This window comes from Kitasatospora atroaurantiaca, from assembly GCF_007828955.1.
Taxonomy (GTDB): Bacteria; Actinomycetota; Actinomycetes; order Streptomycetales; family Streptomycetaceae; genus Kitasatospora; species Kitasatospora atroaurantiaca.
This window is the reverse complement of the sequence record NZ_VIVR01000001.1, coordinates 5,797,324-5,814,788: the sequence shown is the minus strand read 5'-3', so window position 1 is coordinate 5,814,788 and position 17,465 is coordinate 5,797,324. Positions and strand designations below refer to the sequence as shown.

At 72.0% G+C, this 17,465-nt stretch carries 20 protein-coding genes; 9 read left to right on the top strand and 11 right to left on the bottom strand.

The genetic code is table 11. The features are described 5' to 3' along the window. Positions 1-61: 61 nt before the first annotated feature. Positions 62-829, bottom strand: a complete 768-nt coding sequence (gene fabI / locus FB465_RS26245; RefSeq protein ID WP_145794393.1) for an enoyl-ACP reductase FabI — start codon at positions 827-829, stop codon at positions 62-64. A gap of 2 nt (positions 830-831) precedes the next feature. Beyond that, complete coding sequence (gene fabG / locus FB465_RS26240; RefSeq protein WP_145794391.1) at positions 832-1,551, bottom strand: 3-oxoacyl-[acyl-carrier-protein] reductase; 720 nt, start codon at positions 1,549-1,551, stop codon at positions 832-834. 329 nt (positions 1,552-1,880) lie between these two features. Here fabG and FB465_RS26235 point away from each other — a divergent pair, with 329 nt between their 5' ends. From FB465_RS26235 to FB465_RS26210, 6 genes are all read left to right on the top strand, one after another. Then, positions 1,881-3,026: an MBL fold metallo-hydrolase gene (locus tag FB465_RS26235; protein ID WP_145794390.1), complete on the top strand. Its 1,146-nt coding sequence runs from the start codon at positions 1,881-1,883 to the stop codon at positions 3,024-3,026. A 144-nt stretch (positions 3,027-3,170) separates the two neighbouring features. Continuing rightward, positions 3,171-4,724: a TldD/PmbA family protein gene (locus tag FB465_RS26230; protein ID WP_145794388.1), complete on the top strand. Its 1,554-nt coding sequence runs from the start codon at positions 3,171-3,173 to the stop codon at positions 4,722-4,724. After that, on the top strand, positions 4,724-6,136 hold the full coding sequence (locus FB465_RS26225; RefSeq protein WP_145794387.1) for a TldD/PmbA family protein: 1,413 nt from the start codon (positions 4,724-4,726) through the stop codon (positions 6,134-6,136). Before FB465_RS26230 ends, FB465_RS26225 begins: the two co-directional genes overlap by 1 nt. Positions 6,137-6,251: 115 nt before the next feature. Further along, positions 6,252-6,803, top strand: a complete 552-nt coding sequence (locus tag FB465_RS26220; protein WP_145794385.1) for an RNA 2'-phosphotransferase — start codon at positions 6,252-6,254, stop codon at positions 6,801-6,803. 111 nt (positions 6,804-6,914) lie between these two features. Beyond that, entirely contained in the window at positions 6,915-7,244 is a 330-nt protein-coding gene (locus FB465_RS26215) for a DUF3099 domain-containing protein (protein WP_145794384.1), read from the top strand. A gap of 294 nt (positions 7,245-7,538) precedes the next feature. Next, positions 7,539-7,784 (top strand): hypothetical protein, encoded by a 246-nt coding sequence (locus tag FB465_RS26210; RefSeq protein WP_145794382.1) that lies wholly within the window; start codon positions 7,539-7,541, stop codon positions 7,782-7,784. Between the two features lie 37 nt (positions 7,785-7,821). On the opposite strand, the gene moaA is transcribed toward FB465_RS26210, so the two are convergent. The 4 genes from moaA to FB465_RS26190 form a co-directional block, all read right to left on the bottom strand. Continuing rightward, positions 7,822-8,811 (bottom strand): GTP 3',8-cyclase MoaA, encoded by a 990-nt coding sequence (gene moaA, locus FB465_RS26205; RefSeq protein ID WP_145794380.1) that lies wholly within the window; start codon positions 8,809-8,811, stop codon positions 7,822-7,824. Positions 8,812-8,918: 107 nt separating this feature from the next. After that, positions 8,919-10,529: a solute symporter family protein gene (locus tag FB465_RS26200; protein ID WP_145794379.1), complete on the bottom strand. Its 1,611-nt coding sequence runs from the start codon at positions 10,527-10,529 to the stop codon at positions 8,919-8,921. After that, on the bottom strand, positions 10,526-10,882 hold the full coding sequence (locus FB465_RS26195) for a DUF485 domain-containing protein (RefSeq protein WP_145794377.1): 357 nt from the start codon (positions 10,880-10,882) through the stop codon (positions 10,526-10,528). The genes FB465_RS26200 and FB465_RS26195 overlap by 4 nt, the downstream gene beginning before the upstream one ends. Positions 10,883-11,086: 204 nt before the next feature. Next, the gene (locus tag FB465_RS26190) at positions 11,087-12,130 is read right to left on the bottom strand and encodes a zinc-dependent alcohol dehydrogenase family protein (RefSeq protein WP_145794375.1); all 1,044 of its coding nucleotides are present in this window, start codon (positions 12,128-12,130) and stop codon (positions 11,087-11,089) included. A 198-nt stretch (positions 12,131-12,328) separates the two neighbouring features. On the opposite strand from FB465_RS26190, the gene FB465_RS26185 reads away from it, so the two are divergent. Continuing rightward, positions 12,329-13,321 carry a DEDDh family exonuclease gene (locus FB465_RS26185; protein ID WP_145794373.1) on the top strand — a complete coding sequence of 331 codons (993 nt, stop codon included), beginning with the start codon at positions 12,329-12,331 and terminating at the stop codon, positions 13,319-13,321. 31 nt (positions 13,322-13,352) lie between these two features. Next, on the top strand, positions 13,353-14,135 hold the full coding sequence (locus tag FB465_RS26180) for an SURF1 family cytochrome oxidase biogenesis protein (RefSeq protein ID WP_145794371.1): 783 nt from the start codon (positions 13,353-13,355) through the stop codon (positions 14,133-14,135). Between the two features lie 143 nt (positions 14,136-14,278). On the opposite strand, the gene FB465_RS26175 is transcribed toward FB465_RS26180, so the two are convergent. Further along, a complete protein-coding gene (locus FB465_RS26175) occupies positions 14,279-14,824 on the bottom strand; it encodes a hypothetical protein (RefSeq protein ID WP_145794370.1) in 546 nt (181 codons plus the stop codon). A 145-nt stretch (positions 14,825-14,969) separates the two neighbouring features. Here FB465_RS26175 and FB465_RS26170 point away from each other — a divergent pair, with 145 nt between their 5' ends. Then, the gene (locus tag FB465_RS26170) at positions 14,970-15,731 is read left to right on the top strand and encodes an SDR family oxidoreductase (protein WP_145794368.1); all 762 of its coding nucleotides are present in this window, start codon (positions 14,970-14,972) and stop codon (positions 15,729-15,731) included. 7 nt (positions 15,732-15,738) lie between these two features. On the opposite strand, the gene FB465_RS26165 is transcribed toward FB465_RS26170, so the two are convergent. The 4 genes from FB465_RS26165 to FB465_RS26150 are packed head-to-tail and all read right to left on the bottom strand — an operon-like array spanning position 15,739 to position 17,460. Further along, entirely contained in the window at positions 15,739-16,356 is a 618-nt protein-coding gene (locus FB465_RS26165; protein WP_145794366.1) for an Asp23/Gls24 family envelope stress response protein, read from the bottom strand. Continuing rightward, the gene (locus FB465_RS26160; RefSeq protein WP_145794364.1) at positions 16,356-16,934 is read right to left on the bottom strand and encodes a DUF6286 domain-containing protein; all 579 of its coding nucleotides are present in this window, start codon (positions 16,932-16,934) and stop codon (positions 16,356-16,358) included. Before FB465_RS26160 ends, FB465_RS26165 begins: the two co-directional genes overlap by 1 nt. Further along, positions 16,931-17,269, bottom strand: coding sequence for an Asp23/Gls24 family envelope stress response protein (locus FB465_RS26155; RefSeq protein ID WP_145794362.1), 339 nt, complete (start codon positions 17,267-17,269; stop codon positions 16,931-16,933). Before FB465_RS26155 ends, FB465_RS26160 begins: the two co-directional genes overlap by 4 nt. Next, a complete protein-coding gene (locus FB465_RS26150; protein WP_145794361.1) occupies positions 17,269-17,460 on the bottom strand; it encodes a hypothetical protein in 192 nt (63 codons plus the stop codon). The genes FB465_RS26155 and FB465_RS26150 overlap by 1 nt, the downstream gene beginning before the upstream one ends. Positions 17,461-17,465 lie beyond the last annotated feature (5 nt).

Here is a 17,465-nt window from a genome sequence, read left to right as displayed (position 1 = left end):
CCCCGCGCCCCTGTCCGGCCGGCCGATTGCGCTGGGTAAACCCGTCGGCCGGCCGGTTGCGTCAGGCGCCGATGGCGTGGAGGCCGCCGTCGACGTGGATGATCTCGCCGGTGGTCTTCGGGAACCAGTCGGAGAGCAGCGCGACCACGCCACGGCCGGCCGGCTCCGGGTCGGAGAGGTCCCACTTCAGCGGGGAACGGGCGTCCCAGGTGGCCGCCAGGTCGCCGAAGCCCGGGATGGACTTCGCGGCCATCGAGCCGATCGGACCGGCCGAGATCAGGTTGCAGCGGATGTTCCGCTCGCCCAGGTCACGGGCCAGGTAGCGGGAGGTGGCCTCCAGCGCGGCCTTGGCCGGGCCCATCCAGTCGTACTTCGGCCAGGCGAACTGCGCGTCGAAGGTCAGGCCGACCACCGAGCCGCCGTCCTGCATCAGCGGGAGCAGCGCCATGGTCAGCGACTTCAGCGAGAACGCGGAGACCTGCATGGCGGTGGCCACGGACTCCCACGGGGTGTTCAGGAAGTTGCCGCCCAGGGCGTCCTGCGGCGCGAAGCCGATGGAGTGGACGATGCCGTCCAGGGTCGGCAGGTGCTCGCGCACCTGGTCCGCGATGCCCGCCAGCTGCTCCTCGCTGGACACGTCCAGCTCCAGCACCTTCACCGGCTTGGGGAGCTTCTTGGCGATGCGCTCGGTCAGGCTGGGGCGCGGGAAGGCGGTGAGGATGATCTCCGCGCCCTGCTCCTGGGCCAGCTTCGCGGTGTGGAAGGCGATGGAGGACTCCATCAGCACACCGGTGATCAGGATCCGCTTGCCCTCGAGGATTCCACTCATGTTCAGTGACCCATGCCCAATCCGCCGTCGACGGGAATGACGGCTCCGGTGATGTATGCGGCCTCGTCCGAGGAGAGGAAGCGAACGGCCGAGGCGATCTCGGCGGGTGCGGCGTAGCGGCCGAGCGGCACGCCGGCGACGATCTCCTTGCGGCGCTCCTCGGTGAGCACCGCCGTCATGTCGGTGTCGACGAAGCCGGGGGCGACCACGTTGACGGTGATGTTGCGCGAGCCGAGCTCACGGGCCAGCGAGCGGGCGAAGCCGACCAGGCCGGCCTTGGACGCCGCGTAGTTCGCCTGCCCGGGCGAGCCCAGCAGGCCGACGACCGAGGAGATGAGCACGATCCGGCCCTTGCGGGCCCGCAGCATCTTGGCGGACGCCCGCTTGACCACCCGGAAGGTGCCGGTGAGGTTGGTGTCCACGACGGAGGTGAAGTCCTGCTCCGACATGCGCAGCAGCAGGGTGTCCTTGGTGATGCCGGCGTTGCAGACCAGCACCTCGACCGCGCCCTGCTTGGCCTCGATCTCGGTGAAGGCCGCGTCGACCTGCTCGGAGTCGTTGATGTCGCAGCGGACGGCGGTCACCTCGTACTTCGCCAGCTCGGCGGGGACCTCCCCCAAACGGCTGGTGATGGCTACCTTGTCCCCCGCCTCGGCGAAGGCCAGGGCGATCGCGAGGCCGATGCCCCGGTTACCTCCGGTGACGAGAACCGAGCGGCTCAACGATCCACCTCTCTCCGTGATTGACCGGCGGCCGCGAGGGCGGCACGTGGTGTGCCGTTCGGCCGCATCCATACGCGATGCGCGCGTACGCAGTGTGACGCTATCGGGCTGAGTGAGACTTGAGCGCATCGACCTCCCACAGGTCCGTCCGGCGCGAACTGTCGCATCCCGACAATCCGGGCTTCCGACGGGTGCCCGCCGAACGGTGGCCCGGATCGGGAACAACCAGCCACGTCAGGCCCGTTGCCCTGTCGGCTCCCGGACCGTCCGGGTGGTCGCCCTGGGCGACCCACGCCCCACCCCCGGTCACGACGAAAGCGAAGAGGCGGATGAGCGAGGCACACCAGAGCACCGGCAGCCCGAAGAGACTGCTGGCACTGACCGCCCTGGCCGCGGCGGCCGGCACCGTCGCCTGGTCGCTGCGCGACCTCCCCGCCGCCTTCGGCCGGCGGCCGGACGGGACCGACCCGCGTATCCGCAACTCCCCGCAGTACCGCGACGGCGTCTTCCACAACGCCCCGTCCGCCCTGGCCCAGGAGCCGCAGAACCCGCCGCAGGTGGACCGGTCGACCGTCCGGAAGATGCTCTTCGAGCGCGAGGGCCGTACGCCCGTCCGGCCGGTGCCGGTGGTCCGGCCCGAGGGCGGCCCGCAGCGGCCGGCCGCCGAGGGCATCGAGATCGTCTGGTACGGGCACGCCTCGGCGCTGGTCGAGATCGAGGGCAGCCGGGTGCTGATCGACCCGATCTGGAGCGACCGCTGCTCCCCCGTGGCGCACGTCGGCCCGAAGCGGCTGCACCCGGCTCCGGTCGAGCTGGAGGAGCTGCCGCAGGTCGACGTGGTGCTGATCTCGCACGACCACTACGACCACCTGGACATGGCCACCGTGAAGCGGCTGGTGACCACCCAGTCCGCGCCGTTCGCGGTGCCGCTGGGCATCGGCGGCCACCTGAGCCGCTGGGGCGTCCCCGAGCACCGGATCATCGAGCTCGACTGGGACGAGACCTGCACCCTCGGCGAGCTGACCCTGACGCTGACCTCCGCGCACCACTTCTCCGGCCGCTCGACCACCCGCAACACCACGCTCTGGGGCTCCTGGGTGATCGCCGGGCCGAACCGGAAGATCTACTACACCGGCGACTCGGGCTACTTCGAGGGCTACGCCGCGATCGGCGAGAAGCACGGCCCGTTCGACGCCGCGCTGGTCCAGATCGGTGCCTACAACGAGGCCTGGGCCGACATCCACATGACCCCCGAGGACGCCGTCCGCGCCCACCTCGACCTGCGGGCCGAGCTGCTGGTGCCCGTCCACTGGTGCACCTTCAACCTGGCCCTGCACCCGTGGGCCGAGCCGATCGAGCGGCTGCTGGCCGAGGCCAAGGCGCAGGCCGTGCCACTGGCCGTGCCGCGCCCGGGCCAGCGCGTGGACGTGGACAACCCGCCGGAGCTGGACGGCTGGTGGGAGGACGTGGCCTGACCCACCGTCGGGGCCGGACCGGCCGGCAACGCTCGGCCGGGAGTTAATTGCTGGCCGAAAGGCAGTCGGCAGGCAATGATGCGATGCGGGCACCTCTGTGCAGGTGGCCGCCTCGCTCTTGCAACCCTCGATCCAGGGAGCCCGATGCCGCCGACATCCAGCGCTGGCACACCCCGCGGCCGCGCCGTCGATCCGCAGTTCCTCGCGTACCCGCTGCACGCCCTCGCCGAGGCCGCACTCGGCCGGGCGAAGCAGCTCGGCGCCGCCCACGCGGACTTCCGGCTGGAGCGCGTCCGCAGCGCCTCCTGGCGGCTGCGCGACGGCCGCCCGTCCGGCTCCTCCGACAGCGTGCAGCTGGGCTTCGCCGTCCGGGTGCTGCTGGACGGCGCCTGGGGCTTCGCGGCCGGGGTGGACCTGACCGCCGACGCGGCGGCCCGGGTCGCCGAGCAGGCGGTGGCGGTGGCCCGGCTCTCCGGCGGGATCAGCCGGGCGGCCGGCTCGGCGGACGTGGTCGAACTGGCCGAGGAGCCGGTCCACGCCGACGCGACCTGGGTCTCCTCGTACGAGGTCAACCCCTTCGACGTACCGGACGCCGAGAAGACCGCGCTGCTCGCCGACTGGAGCAACCGCCTGCTGGCCGCCGACGGTGTGTCACACGTGTCGGCCAACCTGCTGACGGTGCAGGAGAACAAGTTCTACGCCGACACCTCCGGCACCGTCACCACCCAGCAGCGCGTCCGGCTGCACCCGCACCTGGAAGCCACCTCGGTCGACGAGCGGACGGGCGCCTTCGACTCGATGCGCACCATCGCCCCGCCGGTCGGCCGCGGCTGGGAGTACCTGCTCGGGACCGGCTGGAACTGGGACGCCGAACTCGCCGAGCTCCCCGAGCTGCTGGCCGAGAAGATGAAGGCCCCGAGCGTCGAGGCGGGCCGGTACGACCTGGTCATCGACCCGTCCAACCTCTGGCTCACGATCCACGAGTCGATCGGCCACGCCACCGAGCTGGACCGCGCGCTCGGCTACGAGGCCGCCTACGCGGGCACCTCCTTCGCCACCTTCGACAAGCTGGGCTCGCTCAGGTACGGCTCCGAGCTGATGCACGTCACCGGCGACCGCACCGCCGAGCACGGCCTCTCCACCATCGGGTACGACGACGAGGGCGTGGCCACCCAGTCCTGGGACCTCGTCAAGGACGGTGTCCTGGTCGGCTACCAGCTGGACCGCGCGATGGCGAAGCAGAAGGGCTTCGGCCGCTCCAACGGCTGCGCCTTCGCCGACTCCCCCGCCCACGTCCCGGTGCAGCGGATGGCCAACGTCTCGCTCCAGCCGGTGGCCGGCGGCCCGGACACCGAGGGCCTGTTCGAGGGCGTGGAGAAGGGCCTGTACATCGTCGGGGACCGCTCCTGGTCGATCGACATGCAGCGCTACAACTTCCAGTTCACGGGCCAGCGCGCCTACGCGATCAGGAACGGCCGCCTGGCCGGGCAGGTCAAGGACTTCGCCTACCAGGCCACCACCACCGACTTCTGGGGCTCGATGAGCGCCGTCGGCGGCCCGCAGACGTACGTGCTCGGCGGTGCGTTCAACTGCGGCAAGGCCCAGCCGGGCCAGGTCGCGGCGGTCAGCCACGGCTGCCCGTCCGCGCTGTTCCGCAACGTCAACGTCCTCAACACGCAGCAGGAGGCCGGTCACTGATGACTGCGATTCATCCGAACGTGATTCAGCCCCACGAGCTGGTCGAGCGCGCCCTCGAACTCTCCCGCGCCGACGGCTGCGTGGTGATCGCCGACGAGGAGTCGACGGCCAACCTGCGCTGGGCCGGCAACGCGCTCACCACCAACGGCGTCACCCGGGGCCGCCGGCTCACCGTGATCGCCACCGTCGACGGCGCCCAGGGCACCGCCTCCGGCGTGGTCGCCCGCGAGGCCGTCACCCTGGACGAGGTGGAGAGCCTGGTCCGCGCCGCCGAGGAGGCCGCGCGCGGCGCCGAGCCCGCGGAGGACGCCCAGCCGCTGGTCGAGGCCCGGCCCTCGTCCCCCGACTTCACCTCGGCTCCCTCCGAGACCTCGATCGAGGTCTTCGCCGAGTTCGCCCCGGCCCTCGGCGAGGCCTTCGCCCGGGCCCGCGCGGCCGGCCAGCTGCTGTACGGCTTCGCCCGGCACGAGGTGACGAGCAGTTACCTCGGCACCTCCACCGGTCTGCGGCTGCGCCACGACCAGCCGACCGGCTCGGTCGAGATCAACGCCAAGACCGCCGACCTCTCCGGCTCGGCCTGGGCGGGCGCCGCCACCCGGGACTTCCAGGACGTGGACGTCGCCGCCCTGCACACCCAGCTGACCCAGCGCCTGGCCTGGGGACAGAAGCGGATCGACCTGCCCGCCGGCCGGTACGAGACGCTGCTGCCGCCCACCGCCGTCGCCGACCTGCTGATCTACCTCAGCTGGTCCTCAGGCGGCCGGGACGCCGCCGAGGGCAAGACGGTCTTCAGCAAGCCGGGCGGAGGGACCAGGGTCGGCGAGAAGCTCAGCCCACTGCCGCTGACCCTGCGCTCCGACCCGGCCGAGGCGGGCCTGCAGGCCGCGCCCTTCGTGCTCACGCACTCCTCCGGCGAGGACAGCTCGGTCTTCGACAACGGACTGCCGCTCACCGCCACCGACTGGATCCGCGACGGCGAGCTGGCCAACCTGCTCACCACCCGTCACTCGGCGGGCCTGACCGGCCTCCCGCTCACCCCGCCGGTGGACAACCTGGTGCTGGAGACAGCCGACCAGGCCGCCGCCCCGACGCTGGACGAGATGATCGCCCGCACCGAGCGCGGGCTGCTGCTCACCTGCCTCTGGTACATCCGCGAGGTCGACCCGGCGACGCTGCTGCTCACCGGGCTCACCCGGGACGGCGTCTACCTGGTGGAGAACGGCGAGGTGGTCGGTGCGGTGAACAACTTCCGGTTCAACGAGTCCCCGGTGGACCTGCTGGGCCGGATCACCGAGGTCGGCCGCACCGAGCAGTGCCTGCCGCGCGAGTGGGGCGACTGGTTCACCCGTACCGCGATGCCTCCGGTCCGGGTGGCGGACTTCAACATGAGCTCGGTCAGCCAAGCCTCCTGACCTGATTGGTACAGCCACATCGGGCCTTCGGCCGGGCCACCGACCGAAGGCCCAATGTGGTTTCCCGCACGCAAATCGGTGGCTGCCGGCGGGGCCCGGTTGGGAGCATGGAGCCGTGGACGAGAAACGTACCGTCAAGACCTCCAAGACCCTCTCCCGCATCCTGCGGCACGACCCCGGCTCGGCCGGCATCACCCTCGACGAGGCCGGCTGGGTACGGGTCGACACCCTGCTCGCGGCCCTTGCCCGGCGCGGCACCCGGCTGAGCCGGGCCGAGCTGGACCACGTCGTGGAGACGAACAACAAGCGCCGCTTCGCCTACTCCGAGGACGGGCTCTCCATCCGGGCGAGCCAGGGCCACTCGGTGGCGGTCGACCTCGGGCTGGCCGCCACCGAGCCGCCGCCGGTGCTGTACCACGGCACCACGGGGCGGGCGCTGGACGCGATCCTCCAGGAGGGCCTGCGGCCGATGTCCCGGCAGGACGTCCATCTCTCCGCGGACACCGAGACCGCCGTGCGGGTCGGCTCCCGGCACGGCCGGCCGGTCGTCCTGGTGGTCGACGCCGCCGCGATGTCGGCGGCCGGCCATGTCTTCCGGGTCAGCGCCAACGGCGTGTGGCTGACCGACACCGTCGCGCCGGAATATCTGACCCTGCAGGCCTCCTAGGCCCACTCGCGGGCGATTCGGCTCCCCCGCTCTCCTCCGTCGGCCCTGTGCGGCGTACCGTGAGATGGCCGTGTCCGGCGAGGGTACGGGTGCTGACGAGGGCGGTAGAACATGGGCAAGAGCGGGCAGGTGTTCCGGATCACCGGAGCACGCAGCAGCCTCTCGGAGGATGTCCGGGGGCGCCAGCGGCGCTACGTGATCTCGATGCTGGTCCGTACGGCGTGCGTGGTCCTCGCCGTCGTCATGTGGGACATCCAGCGCTACGTGGCGTACGTGGCCCTCGTCGGCGGGGTCCTGCTGCCGTACTTCGCCGTCCTGCTCGCCAACGCCGGGCGGGAGAAGGCGCCCGGTCTGCCGAGCACCTTCGCGGTGCCCGCGCAGACGCCGCTGATGCTCGGGCCGGGCGGCACCGGCGGGGGTGGAGCCCCGGCCGAGGAGTGACAAAGCCTCAGGAAAAGCTGTCCGGTTTGGCATTCTCTGCTGTCATTTGACCGGTAGAAAGCTCAGAGCAAGCTCAGATTAATCATGAAAGAGCTAGCCATTCGGGGGTCCGGCCGTGACATACTGCGTACGCGCTCCGCATCCCCCGTCGGAGCGACAGACCGACGCCGGGCGGCTCCCCCCGTGGCTGCCCGGCGTCGTCATGCCCGCATCCAGGCGCCCGTCCCGGCCGGCCCGTCGGGAGTGCGAGACTGGCGGTGCACACTCCCGCCCAAGCGCTCAGGACGGCCCACCATGGACTCCCCCACCCTCGGCCTCTTCGGTGGCCCGGAAGGCCCCGAGGGCCCGCCGGTCTGCTCCGGAAAGGGCTGCCGCAAGCCCGCCGAGTGGGTGCTGGTGTGGAACAACCCCAAGCTGCACACGCCGGACCGCAGGAAGACCTGGCTCGCCTGCGAGGAGCACCGCGAGCACCTGTCCCAGTTCCTGGGCGTCCGGGGCTTCCTGAAGGAGGTCGTGGCCTTCGCCGACTGGCAGGGCTGAGCCCCCGTCAAACCCCGTCCAACTCCGCCGAACCCCATCAGCCGCCGATGGCGGACATCGGGCGCTCGGGCTGGAGGAAGTCCGGGTTGTCGATCCCCGCGCCCGCCTTCTTGCCCCACATCGCGGCCCGCCACAGCTCGCCGATCTCGGCGTCGCTGCCGCCGGACCTCAGGGCGGTCCGAAGGTCGGTCTCGCCGGTGGCGAAGAGGCAGTTGCGGACCTGGCCGTCGGCGGTGAGCCGGGTACGGTCGCAGGCCCGGCAGAACGGCCGGGTCACCGAGGCGATCACACCCACGCTCGCCGGACCGCCCTCGACCAGCCAGCGCTCGGCAGGGGCCGCGCCACGGACGCTGGACGGCTCCGGGGTGAGGGAGAAACGATCCTGCAGGCGGCCCAGGATCTCCTCGGCGGTGACCATCGAGGAGCGGTCCCAGCCGTGCTGGGCGTCCAGCGGCATCTGCTCGATGAAGCGCAGCTCGTACCCGTGCTGCAGGCACCAGTCGAGCAGGTCGGCGGCCTCGTGGTCGTTGACGCCGCGCATCAGGACGGCGTTGAGCTTGACCGGGGTGAGGCCGGCGGCCTCGGCGGCGGCCAGGCCGTCCAGGACGTCCTGGTGGCGCTTGCGGCGGGTCAGGGTGAAGAAGGTGTCGGCGTCCAGGGTGTCGAGCGAGACGTTGACCCGGTCCAGGCCGGCCTGCCGGAGGGCGGTGGCGGTACGGGCCAGGCCGATGCCGTTGGTGGTCAGGGAGAGCTCGGGGCGGGGCTCCAGCTCGGCGCAGGCGGCGACGATGCCGACCAGTCCGGGGCGCAGCAGCGGCTCGCCGCCGGTGAAACGGACCTCCCGGACGCCCAGGTCGCGGACCGCGACGGTGACCAGCCGGACGATCTCCTCGTCGGTCAGCAGGTCGGGCTTGGCCAGCCACTGCAGGCCCTCTTCGGGCATGCAGTAGGTGCAGCGCAGGTTGCACCGGTCGGTGAGGGAGACCCGCAGGTCGACGGCCTGTCGGCCAAAGGTGTCGAGGAGCACGACGGACCCCTTTCCGGAGTGCAACTGGCCCGGCCGCCGCTACGGGCGGGCCGGGCCAGCTTATCCGGGTGATCGGACACCACGCGGGTGCCGTCCGTCAGGCAGGATCAGTGCGCGCCCAGTCCGGTGAGCGAGCGGACCTCCAGTTCAGCGTACTTCGCGGGGTCGGCGGTCTCCTTCGAGAGCAGGGTGCCGATCCAGCCGGCCAGGAAGCCGACCGGGATGGAGACCAGGCCGGGGTTCTCCAGCGGGAACCAGTGGAAGTCGCTGTGCGGGAAGAGCGAGTTCTTGCCCCCGGAGACCACGGTGGAGAAGAACACCAGGGTGACCGAGGTGATCAGACCGGCGTAGACCGAGCTGACCGCGCCGACGGTGGTGAAGCGCTTCCAGAAGAGCGAGTACAGCAGCGTCGGCAGGTTCGCCGAGGCGGCCACCGCGAAGGCCAGGGCGACCAGGGCGGCGGTGTTGAGCTTGTCCGCGAACAGCGCCAGCACGATCGCCACCGCGCCGATCGCCACGGCGGCCAGCTTGGCCGAGCGGACCTCCTCCTTCTCGCTCGCGCGCCCGCGCCGGATGACGTTGGCGTACAGGTCATGGGCGAAGGAGGCGGACGAGGCCAGGGTGAGCCCGGCGACCACGGCCAGGATGGTGGCGAAGGCGACGGCGGAGATCACCGCGAGCAGGACGGCTCCGCCGGTGGAGCCCGCGCCCCCGCCGAGCTTCTCGGCGAGCAGCGGGGCGGCGGTGTTGCCGGCCGCGTTGGAGGCCTTGATCACCTTGGGGCCGACCAGGGCGGCGGCGCCGAAGCCGAGCGCCAGGGTCATCAGGTAGAAGCCGCCGATGATGCCGATCGCCCAGAGCACCGACTTCCGGGCGGCCTTGGCGGTGGGCACGGTGTAGAAGCGCACCAGGATGTGCGGGAGCCCGGCGGTGCCGAGGACCAGGGCGATGCCGAGGCTGATGAAGTCCAGCTTGGTGGTGCCGGTGGTGCCGTACTTGAGGCCGGGTTCCAGGAACGCGGAGCCCTTGCCGCTGGCGTCGGCGGCGGCGCCGAGCAGGCTGGAGATGTTGAAGTGGTACTTGGCGAGCACCAGGACGGTCATCAGCGCGGTGCCGGCGATCAGCAGGACGGCCTTGACGATCTGCACCCAGGTGGTGCCCTTCATCCCGCCGATGGCGACGTAGATGACCATCAGGGCGCCCACGGCGACGATGGTCCAGCGCTTGGCGCCGTCTCCGCTGACGCCGAGCAGCAGGGCGACCAGCGAGCCCGCGCCGACCATCTGGGCCAGCAGGTAGAAGATCGACACCACGATGGTCGAGATGCCCGCGGCGGTACGGACCGGGCGCTGGCGCATCCGGAAGGCGAGCACGTCGGCCATGGTGTAGCGGCCGGAGTTGCGCAGCGGCTCGGCGACCAGCAGCAGCGCGACCAGCCAGGCGACCAGGAAGCCGATCGAGTAGAGGAACCCGTCGTAGCCGAAGAGCGCGATGGCGCCGGCGATGCCGAGGAAGGAGGCCGCCGACATGTAGTCGCCGGAGATGGCCAGGCCGTTCTGGAAGCCGGTGAAGCCGCGGCCGCCGGCGTAGAAGTCGGCGGCGTCCCTGGTCTGGCGTCCGGCCCAGATCGTGATGCCGAGGGTGGCGAGCACGAAGACGCCGAACAGGGTCATGGTCAGGCCGCGGTGCTCGGTGGCGGCGGTGGCGAGGGCGGTCATTCGGCTGCCTCCCTGACGGCGCGGTCGCGGATGGCGCGGTCGCGGATGGCGGCGGCCGGCGGGTCGAGCCGGCGGTCCGCGTAACGGGCGTACCAGGCGGCGATGGCGAAGGTGCTGGCGAACTGCAGCAGGCCGAGCAGGAGCGCGACGTTGATGTGGCCGAACACCTTGGTGGCCATGAACGCGGGCGCGTAGCTGGAGAGCAGCACATACAGCAGGTACCAGAGGATGAATCCTGCGGTCACGGGGAAGGCGAAGCCTCGGAAGGAGCCGCGCAGCGAGCGGAACTCCTCGGTCTCCTCGATGCCTCGGACTTCTGTGGGGACCGTCTCGGCGGGCGGCGGGGTGTCCACTCGGTGTCTCCTGACGTCTACGGGTGCACAGGTGGAACGATCGGACGTGAGGGGCGTCACAGTCGCAGGTGCCGCTGCATGCTAGAGGGGCCCGGCAGCCCCGAACAGTACTTGGCCACGGCATGTGCACGATCTGACCGAAAACCGATCAGGAGACAGCAGAAGACCGGCACCAAGGGTGGCGCCGGTCTTCCTGAGCAGCCGTCAGAAGGTGATACGGACCTTCAGCGCCGAGCGGTCGTCCATCGCCCGATAGCCGTCCGGCACGCCGTCCAGGTTGACGGTGCGGTCGAAGACCAGGCCCGGGTCGATCCGGCCGGCCAGCACGTCGGGGAGCAGCTCGGGGATGTACGCGCGGGCGGGGGCCACACCGCCGCCGAGGGTGAGGTTGCGGCCGAACATCTGGGCGATGTCGACGCCCGCGCTGCCGCCGTGCGGCACGCCGACGTAGCCGACCGCGCCGCCGTCGCGGGCGATCGAGATCGCGGTGCGCATCGACTCCTCGGTGCCGACGGCCTCCAGGACGGCGTGGGCGCCCTGACCGCCGGTCAGCTCCTTGACCGCCTCGATCGCGGCCTCCCCGCGCTCGGCGACCACGTCGGTGGCGCCGAACTTGCGGGCGATGTCGGTACGGACCTGGTGGCGGCCCAGCGCGATGATCCGGGCGGCGCCGAGCCGGTGCGCGGCGAGCACGCCGCACAGGCCGACGGCGCCGTCACCGACGACGGCGACGGTCGCACCCGGGCGGACGCCGGCCGAGACGGCCGCGTGGTGACCGGTGCTCATGACGTCGGAGAGCGCCAGCAGCCCGGGCAGCAGCTTCTCGTCGCCGGCGGCCTCCTTGGGCAGCTGGACGAGCGTGCCGTCGGCGTACGGGACTCGCACGGCCTCGCCCTGACCGCCGTCGGAGCCGACCTCGCCCCAGAAACCGCCGTGCGGGCAGGAGGTCTGCAGACCCTCGCGGCAGAACTCGCAGACCCCGTCGGACCAGACGAACGGCGCGACCACGAAGTCACCGGGCTTGAAGCCGGACACCTCGGAGCCGACCTCCTCGACGATGCCGAGGAACTCGTGACCGATCCGCTGACCGGCCACCCGGGCGGCCACACCCCGGTACGCCCAGAGGTCGCTGCCGCAGATACAGGCGTTGACCACGCGGACCACCGCGTCGGTGGGCCGCTGGATCTGCGGGTCGGGCACCTCCTCGATCCGGATGTCGTTCGGGCCGTGGATCACGGTGGCACGCATGAGGGGTCTTCCTTAGTGCGGGGTCTGCCGCCGGAGGGGTACCGGCGACCTGGGAGAAACGTTCGGCTGGGTGTACGACCATCCCCTCGCCCACTCTATTCCGGGGTCCGGCGCACGCCCTGTCGAAATGTCGCGTACGCCACTGCGGCAGGCCGGCTCGACCATTGCTGTGGGCGGGCGCCCTTAAGCTGTTTGACCATGCACGCGATCCAGTCACCGAGGGACGACTCCGCATGGGCAGTGCCGTTCCCGGCGCAGCGCACCGCCGAGCACAGCCAGGGCTTCGCCGTGGTCGACGTCGAGACCACCGGGCTCGGCCGTTCGGACCGGGTCATCTCGGCCGGTGTGTACCAGCTGGACGGGCACGGCGAGGTCACCGACCACTGGTACACGCTGGTGAACCCGGAGCGGGACCCGGGGCCGACCTGGATCCACGGCCTGACCAGCGAGGCACTGGAGGGGGCACCGACCTTCCCGGAGATCGCGGCCGAGCTCGGCGAGCGGCTGCGCGGGCGGGTGATGGTGGCGCACAACGCGCTCTTCGACTGGAACATGATCTCGCGCGAGTACTCACGCGCCGGGTTGCGCGCCCCGGTCGAGCACCGGCTCTGCACCATGGTGCTCTCGCGCGACCTCGGGCTGCCGCTGCCCAACGGCAAGCTGGCCTCGCTGGCCGCCTACTTCGGCGTGCAGCAGCGGCACGCGCACAACGCGCTGGACGACGCCCGGGTGCTGGCCGAGGCCTTCCGGCCCAGCCTGCACCTGGCCAGGCAGGGGGGCATCCCGCTGCCGCTGACCACCTGTGTGGCCGTCACCGACCTGGGCGAGGACGGCCCGGCCGCCCCGAGCCGCGGCTCGTACAGCTCCTCGTACCGGGCCGCCAAGAAGCGGCCGCCCTGCCCGTACCCGAACCCGGGGCGCTGGGAGGACGGCAGGCCGCTGATGCAGGGCATGCGGGTGGCGATCACCGGGGACACCGCGACCGACCGCGAGCTGCTGGAGGACCGTGCGGTGGAGGCGGGGCTGCACATCGCGACCTCGGTGAGCCGGCTGACCAGCCTGCTGGTCACCAACGAGCCGGACAGCTGGAGCGGCAAGGCACGGAAGGCGCGCGAGTACGGCACGCCGGTGGTCGGCGAGGACGCCTTCCTGCACCTGCTCCGCGAGGTCGCGCCGCACCCCGGTGTCTGACCGGCGAGGGGTGTGGGCGTAGCGTGCCGTTGTGTACCGATTTCTGCTCTCCCGGCGCTGGGCGATCATCACGCTGATCGCCCTGCTGCTGATCCCCACCATGATCCGGCTGGGTTTCTGGCAGCTGCACCGTCACGAGGCCCGGGTGGCGCGCAACGAGCTCATTGCGCGGAACCTGACCGACCGGCCCGTCGCCTTCGACAGCCTCTCCTCGCCCGGCTACACCGTGCCGACCGGCCTGACCTGGCGGGCCGTGACGGCGGTCGGGGAGTACGACGTGGCGCACGAGTTCGTCATCCGGAGCCGGACGGAGCCCGGCGGGAGCAGCATCGGGTACTTCGTGGTCACCCCGCTCAGACTGGCCGACGGCAAGGGCGAGGTCCTGGTGAACCGGGGCTGGGTGGACTCCCCCGGCGACGCCACCAGCTATCCGTCCGTCCCGGCGCCGCCGAGCGGCCAGGTCACGGTGACGGGCCGGCTGCGGGCCGACGAGACCAGCGCCGGCAGCGGGATCCGGGACCGGGGCGGGCTGCCGGACCGGCAGTTCAAGCTGATCAACAGCACCCAGCAGGCCAAGGCGACCGGGGCCGCCCTGCTCGGCGGCTACCTGGAGCTGGTCGGCTCCACCCCGCCGGCGGGCACGTCCCCCGAGCTGCTGCCCGAGCCCAACCACTCCGACATCGGCCCGCACCTCGCGTACGCCGTCCAGTGGTGGCTCTTCGCCGCCCTGGTGCCGGTGGGTCTGTGGGTCCTGGCGCGCCGCGAGGCCAAGGAGCAGTCGGCCCCCGAGGCCGAGGAGCTGCTGCCGGCTTAGGCCCCGGGGGCTCGGTGCAAGGGCGGGCCAACCCCAGGGGCGCGGGGAACTGCGCGAGGCGGGAGGCTACAGGCCGGTACCTTCCGATCTCGCGCAGTTCCCCGCGCCCCTGGGATGCCCAAACCTGATCGGTGCGCAGCTGGTCAGTGCTGGGTGTTGTAGAAGCCGATCAGGACGGATCCCCACCAGCCGGCCTGCGAGACCAGTGCGGAGACCGCGCCGCGCACCAGCAGGCGCTGCGACGGGGGGTTCGCGCCGTTCTCCTCCAGGCTGCGGTGCAGCACGGTGGCGTGCACGCCGTTCAGGGCTATCAGCAGGACGAGCAGCAGCTTCAGCCAGGTGAGTCCCGAGTCGAGGCTCGGCTCCAGCAGGATGCCGCTCATCGTCAGCCCGGCCAGACCGCCCCAGACCGGGACGTGCAGCGGGGAGGTGAAGTCGACCACCTGACGCAGTGTCCGCTGCCCGAGCAGCCAGAGCAGCCCGTAGTAGTCGATGGCCAGCACCGCGCCGAGCCCGAGCACCAGCGAGGCCAGGTGGATGAAGAGTGCCGCCATGTGCAGCGAGGGGTCGGCGTGCAGATGCGAGGCCACCCAGGCGCTCGCCGCCCAGAGCACACAGATCCCGACGGACACCGCGGCGCACCGGACCGTGCGCCCCTGCATCGGGGCGAACTGGTCGAATTCAGACATGTGAGACTCCGGGCGAGGGTGGCCGAACCGAGGGAAGGACGGGCAAAGCAAGGTTAGGTTTCCCTAACTGTTGCTCTCCGTCAACTGTCGATCCGTCAGTGAGACGGACTCCACTCAGGGCTGCCGGACCAGGCAATATGTCCCCATGGATCTCGGACTGCAGTACAAGGTGTACGTAGTGACCGGCGCCACCCGTGGGCTCGGGCTTGCCTCCGCACGCGAACTGGTCGCGGACGGCGCCCGGGTGGTGCTCAGCGGCCGCTCCAAGGAGTCGGTCGACGCGGCCGTCGCCGAGCTCGGCGGCCCGGAGCACGCGCACGGCGTGGTGGCCGACAACGCCGACCCGGCGGCCGCGGGCCGGCTGGTCGAGGCGGCCCGGCAGACCTTCGGACGGCTCGACGGGGTGCTGATCAGCGTCGGCGGCCCGGCCGCGGGGCCGGTGGTGCTGGCCGAGGACGAGGCCTGGCGCAGCGCGTTCGAGTCGGTCTTCCTGGGTGCGCTCCGGCTCGCCCGGACGGCGGCCGGCGTCCTCGGCGAGGGCGGCGTGATCGCCTTCGTGCTCTCCAGCTCGGTGCGCCAGCCGATCCCCGGCCTCGGGATCTCCAACGGCCTGCGGCCGGGCCTGGCGATGGCCGCCAAGTCCCTCGCGGACGAGCTGGGCCCGCGCGGCATCCGGGTGCTGGGCCTGCTGCCCGGCCGGATCGCCACCGACCGGCTGCGCGAGCTGGACGGCCTGAGCGGAGACGCCGAGGCCGCCAGGGCGCGTGCCAACGCGACGATCCCGCTCGGCCGCTACGGCACGCCGGAGGAGTTCGGCAGGGTCGCGGCCTTCCTGCTGTCACCGGCGGCCTCGTACCTGACCGGCGTGATGGTGCCGGTGGACGGCGGGGCACTGCGCGCGCTCTGAGCAGGGGTCACAGCACCCGGGGGTGCCTCGGGGTGGCGCGGCGCCTGCCCGCCACCCCGAGGCGCAGCTCGGCGGGCAGCTCCGGCAGGCCCAGACTGTCCCTGGCGTGCGCCAGCGGTCCAGTGTGGAACCGCTCCACCAGCCCGGCCGGCCCGCCGCCCGCCTCCAGCCGGACCGCCGCCCGCACCAGCGGCCTCCTCGACCCCCCGGTCAGCTTCACCCGGACCCGCGCCACCTCGGGCAGGGCGATGGTCTCGGTCTCGAGCGCGTCCTCCAGCGCACTGGTGCGCAGGCGCAGCACCAGGCCGGCGCCCGGGGCCGGCAGTGTGACCGTGCTGGGTCCGCTGCGGTGCAGCTGGGCGAAGAGCCACCAGAGCGCTCCGGCGACGGCGAGCACGAGCACCGTGATCACGGTCGGCCACCACCAGGCCTTGTCCGTCCACCGGGTACGGGAGGCGTAGCTGACCACCGGCTGGTCCGGCGAGGTGAGCGGCCACCCCTGGGGCATGTCCAGGTGAAGCCGCCCGTACAGATCCAGGCCCCCGGCCAGCACCAGCACCCCGGCGACCAGCAGTACCAGGCCGGCGACGGCCAGCATCGACCTGTTGACGGCGGATCGGCTCATCAGTGGTGCCTCCCCGGCCGGTGGGCGCGGACGTCGAGCTGGTTCGGGCCGGCCAGCGGGATGCGGGCCAGCTCGGCCCGGAGCGCGCGCTGGACGCCCGCGGGGTCGGCGGCACCGGTGACGGTGACCCGGGTACGGTTCTGCCGGACCCGGACAGCGACGGAATCCACGCCCGGGAGCTCCTCGGCACGGGCGGTGATCAGGGCGGCCACCCCCGAGCGGTCGATCACGGCGCCCTCCTGCCGCAGCGGCAGCCAGCGGCGCATCCCGGGGGTGAAGGCCAGCACGCACAGCCAGACGCCGAGCAGGACGGCGATGCCCGCACCGGTCAGCACCCAGGGATCGTCCAGGTGACGGGTCGCCAGCTCGTGCGCGAGCTTGGCCCGCCAGGGGCGGGCCTGGTGTCCGGTCCGTACCGCGATCACGTCGTAGAGCAGCGCGCCGCCGATCACCAGCACGGCGGTCGCGACCACGGCCGCCGCGGCCGTCCGGGCCGACCTCGGCCCCTGGACGGGAACGGGCTCGGGAATCTCCTCGAACCCGGGAACCTCTTCGGGCTGGGGCAGGCCGGCCGTCACCTCGCGGCCCCCGCCGGGACCAGCCGCTCGACCAGCACCGCGACACCGGTGACCCGCGTACCGGTCAGCTCCGTCACCTGCTCCGTCACCGCCGCCTGGACCGCCAGCGCCAGCTCGGACAGATCCGCCGGGAAGGGCAGCTCCACACCGAGGGTGAGCCTGGCCGCCCCACCGGACACCGTGACCGAGACCTTGGGCGTGCGGCCCCGCTCGGCGCGCCCGGCCCAGGCGGCGGCCAGTACGTCCTGGGCCGCCCGGCCGGCGATCTTGGTGAACACCCGGTCGGCGATCTGCAGGGTGCCCCGCTGGGCGACGACCGTGCCCGTTGCCGCCATCAACGCCGCCGGTCGCGGCCGCGCAACAGGTCACCCAGCTCGCCGAGTTCGATGTCCCCCTCCAGCAGCCGGCCGACCACGAAGCCGACCGCACCGAGCACGCCGACCAGGAGGAAGGCGGCGAATCCGCCGAAGTAGCCCGCGAAGCCCAGGGCCATCCCGACCACCAGGCCGATCAGGGCAAGATTCATCCGCT

Coding starts and splice junctions, on each gene's coding strand:
- FB465_RS26185 (WP_145794373.1), top strand. CDS start 12,329: ATGCACGCGATCCAGTCACCGAGGGACGACTCCGCATGGGCAGTGCCG.
- FB465_RS26215 (WP_145794384.1), top strand. CDS start 6,915: ATGGGCAAGAGCGGGCAGGTGTTCCGGATCACCGGAGCACGCAGCAGC.
- FB465_RS26150 (WP_145794361.1), bottom strand. CDS start 17,460: ATGAATCTTGCCCTGATCGGCCTGGTGGTCGGGATGGCCCTGGGCTTC.
- fabI (WP_145794393.1), bottom strand. CDS start 829: ATGAGTGGAATCCTCGAGGGCAAGCGGATCCTGATCACCGGTGTGCTG.
- FB465_RS26210 (WP_145794382.1), top strand. CDS start 7,539: ATGGACTCCCCCACCCTCGGCCTCTTCGGTGGCCCGGAAGGCCCCGAG.
- FB465_RS26165 (WP_145794366.1), bottom strand. CDS start 16,356: ATGAGCCGATCCGCCGTCAACAGGTCGATGCTGGCCGTCGCCGGCCTG.
- FB465_RS26170 (WP_145794368.1), top strand. CDS start 14,970: ATGGATCTCGGACTGCAGTACAAGGTGTACGTAGTGACCGGCGCCACC.
- FB465_RS26230 (WP_145794388.1), top strand. CDS start 3,171: ATGCCGCCGACATCCAGCGCTGGCACACCCCGCGGCCGCGCCGTCGAT.
- FB465_RS26190 (WP_145794375.1), bottom strand. CDS start 12,130: ATGCGTGCCACCGTGATCCACGGCCCGAACGACATCCGGATCGAGGAG.
- FB465_RS26235 (WP_145794390.1), top strand. CDS start 1,881: ATGAGCGAGGCACACCAGAGCACCGGCAGCCCGAAGAGACTGCTGGCA.
- FB465_RS26200 (WP_145794379.1), bottom strand. CDS start 10,529: ATGACCGCCCTCGCCACCGCCGCCACCGAGCACCGCGGCCTGACCATG.
- FB465_RS26225 (WP_145794387.1), top strand. CDS start 4,724: ATGACTGCGATTCATCCGAACGTGATTCAGCCCCACGAGCTGGTCGAG.
- FB465_RS26155 (WP_145794362.1), bottom strand. CDS start 17,269: ATGGCGGCAACGGGCACGGTCGTCGCCCAGCGGGGCACCCTGCAGATC.
- FB465_RS26175 (WP_145794370.1), bottom strand. CDS start 14,824: ATGTCTGAATTCGACCAGTTCGCCCCGATGCAGGGGCGCACGGTCCGG.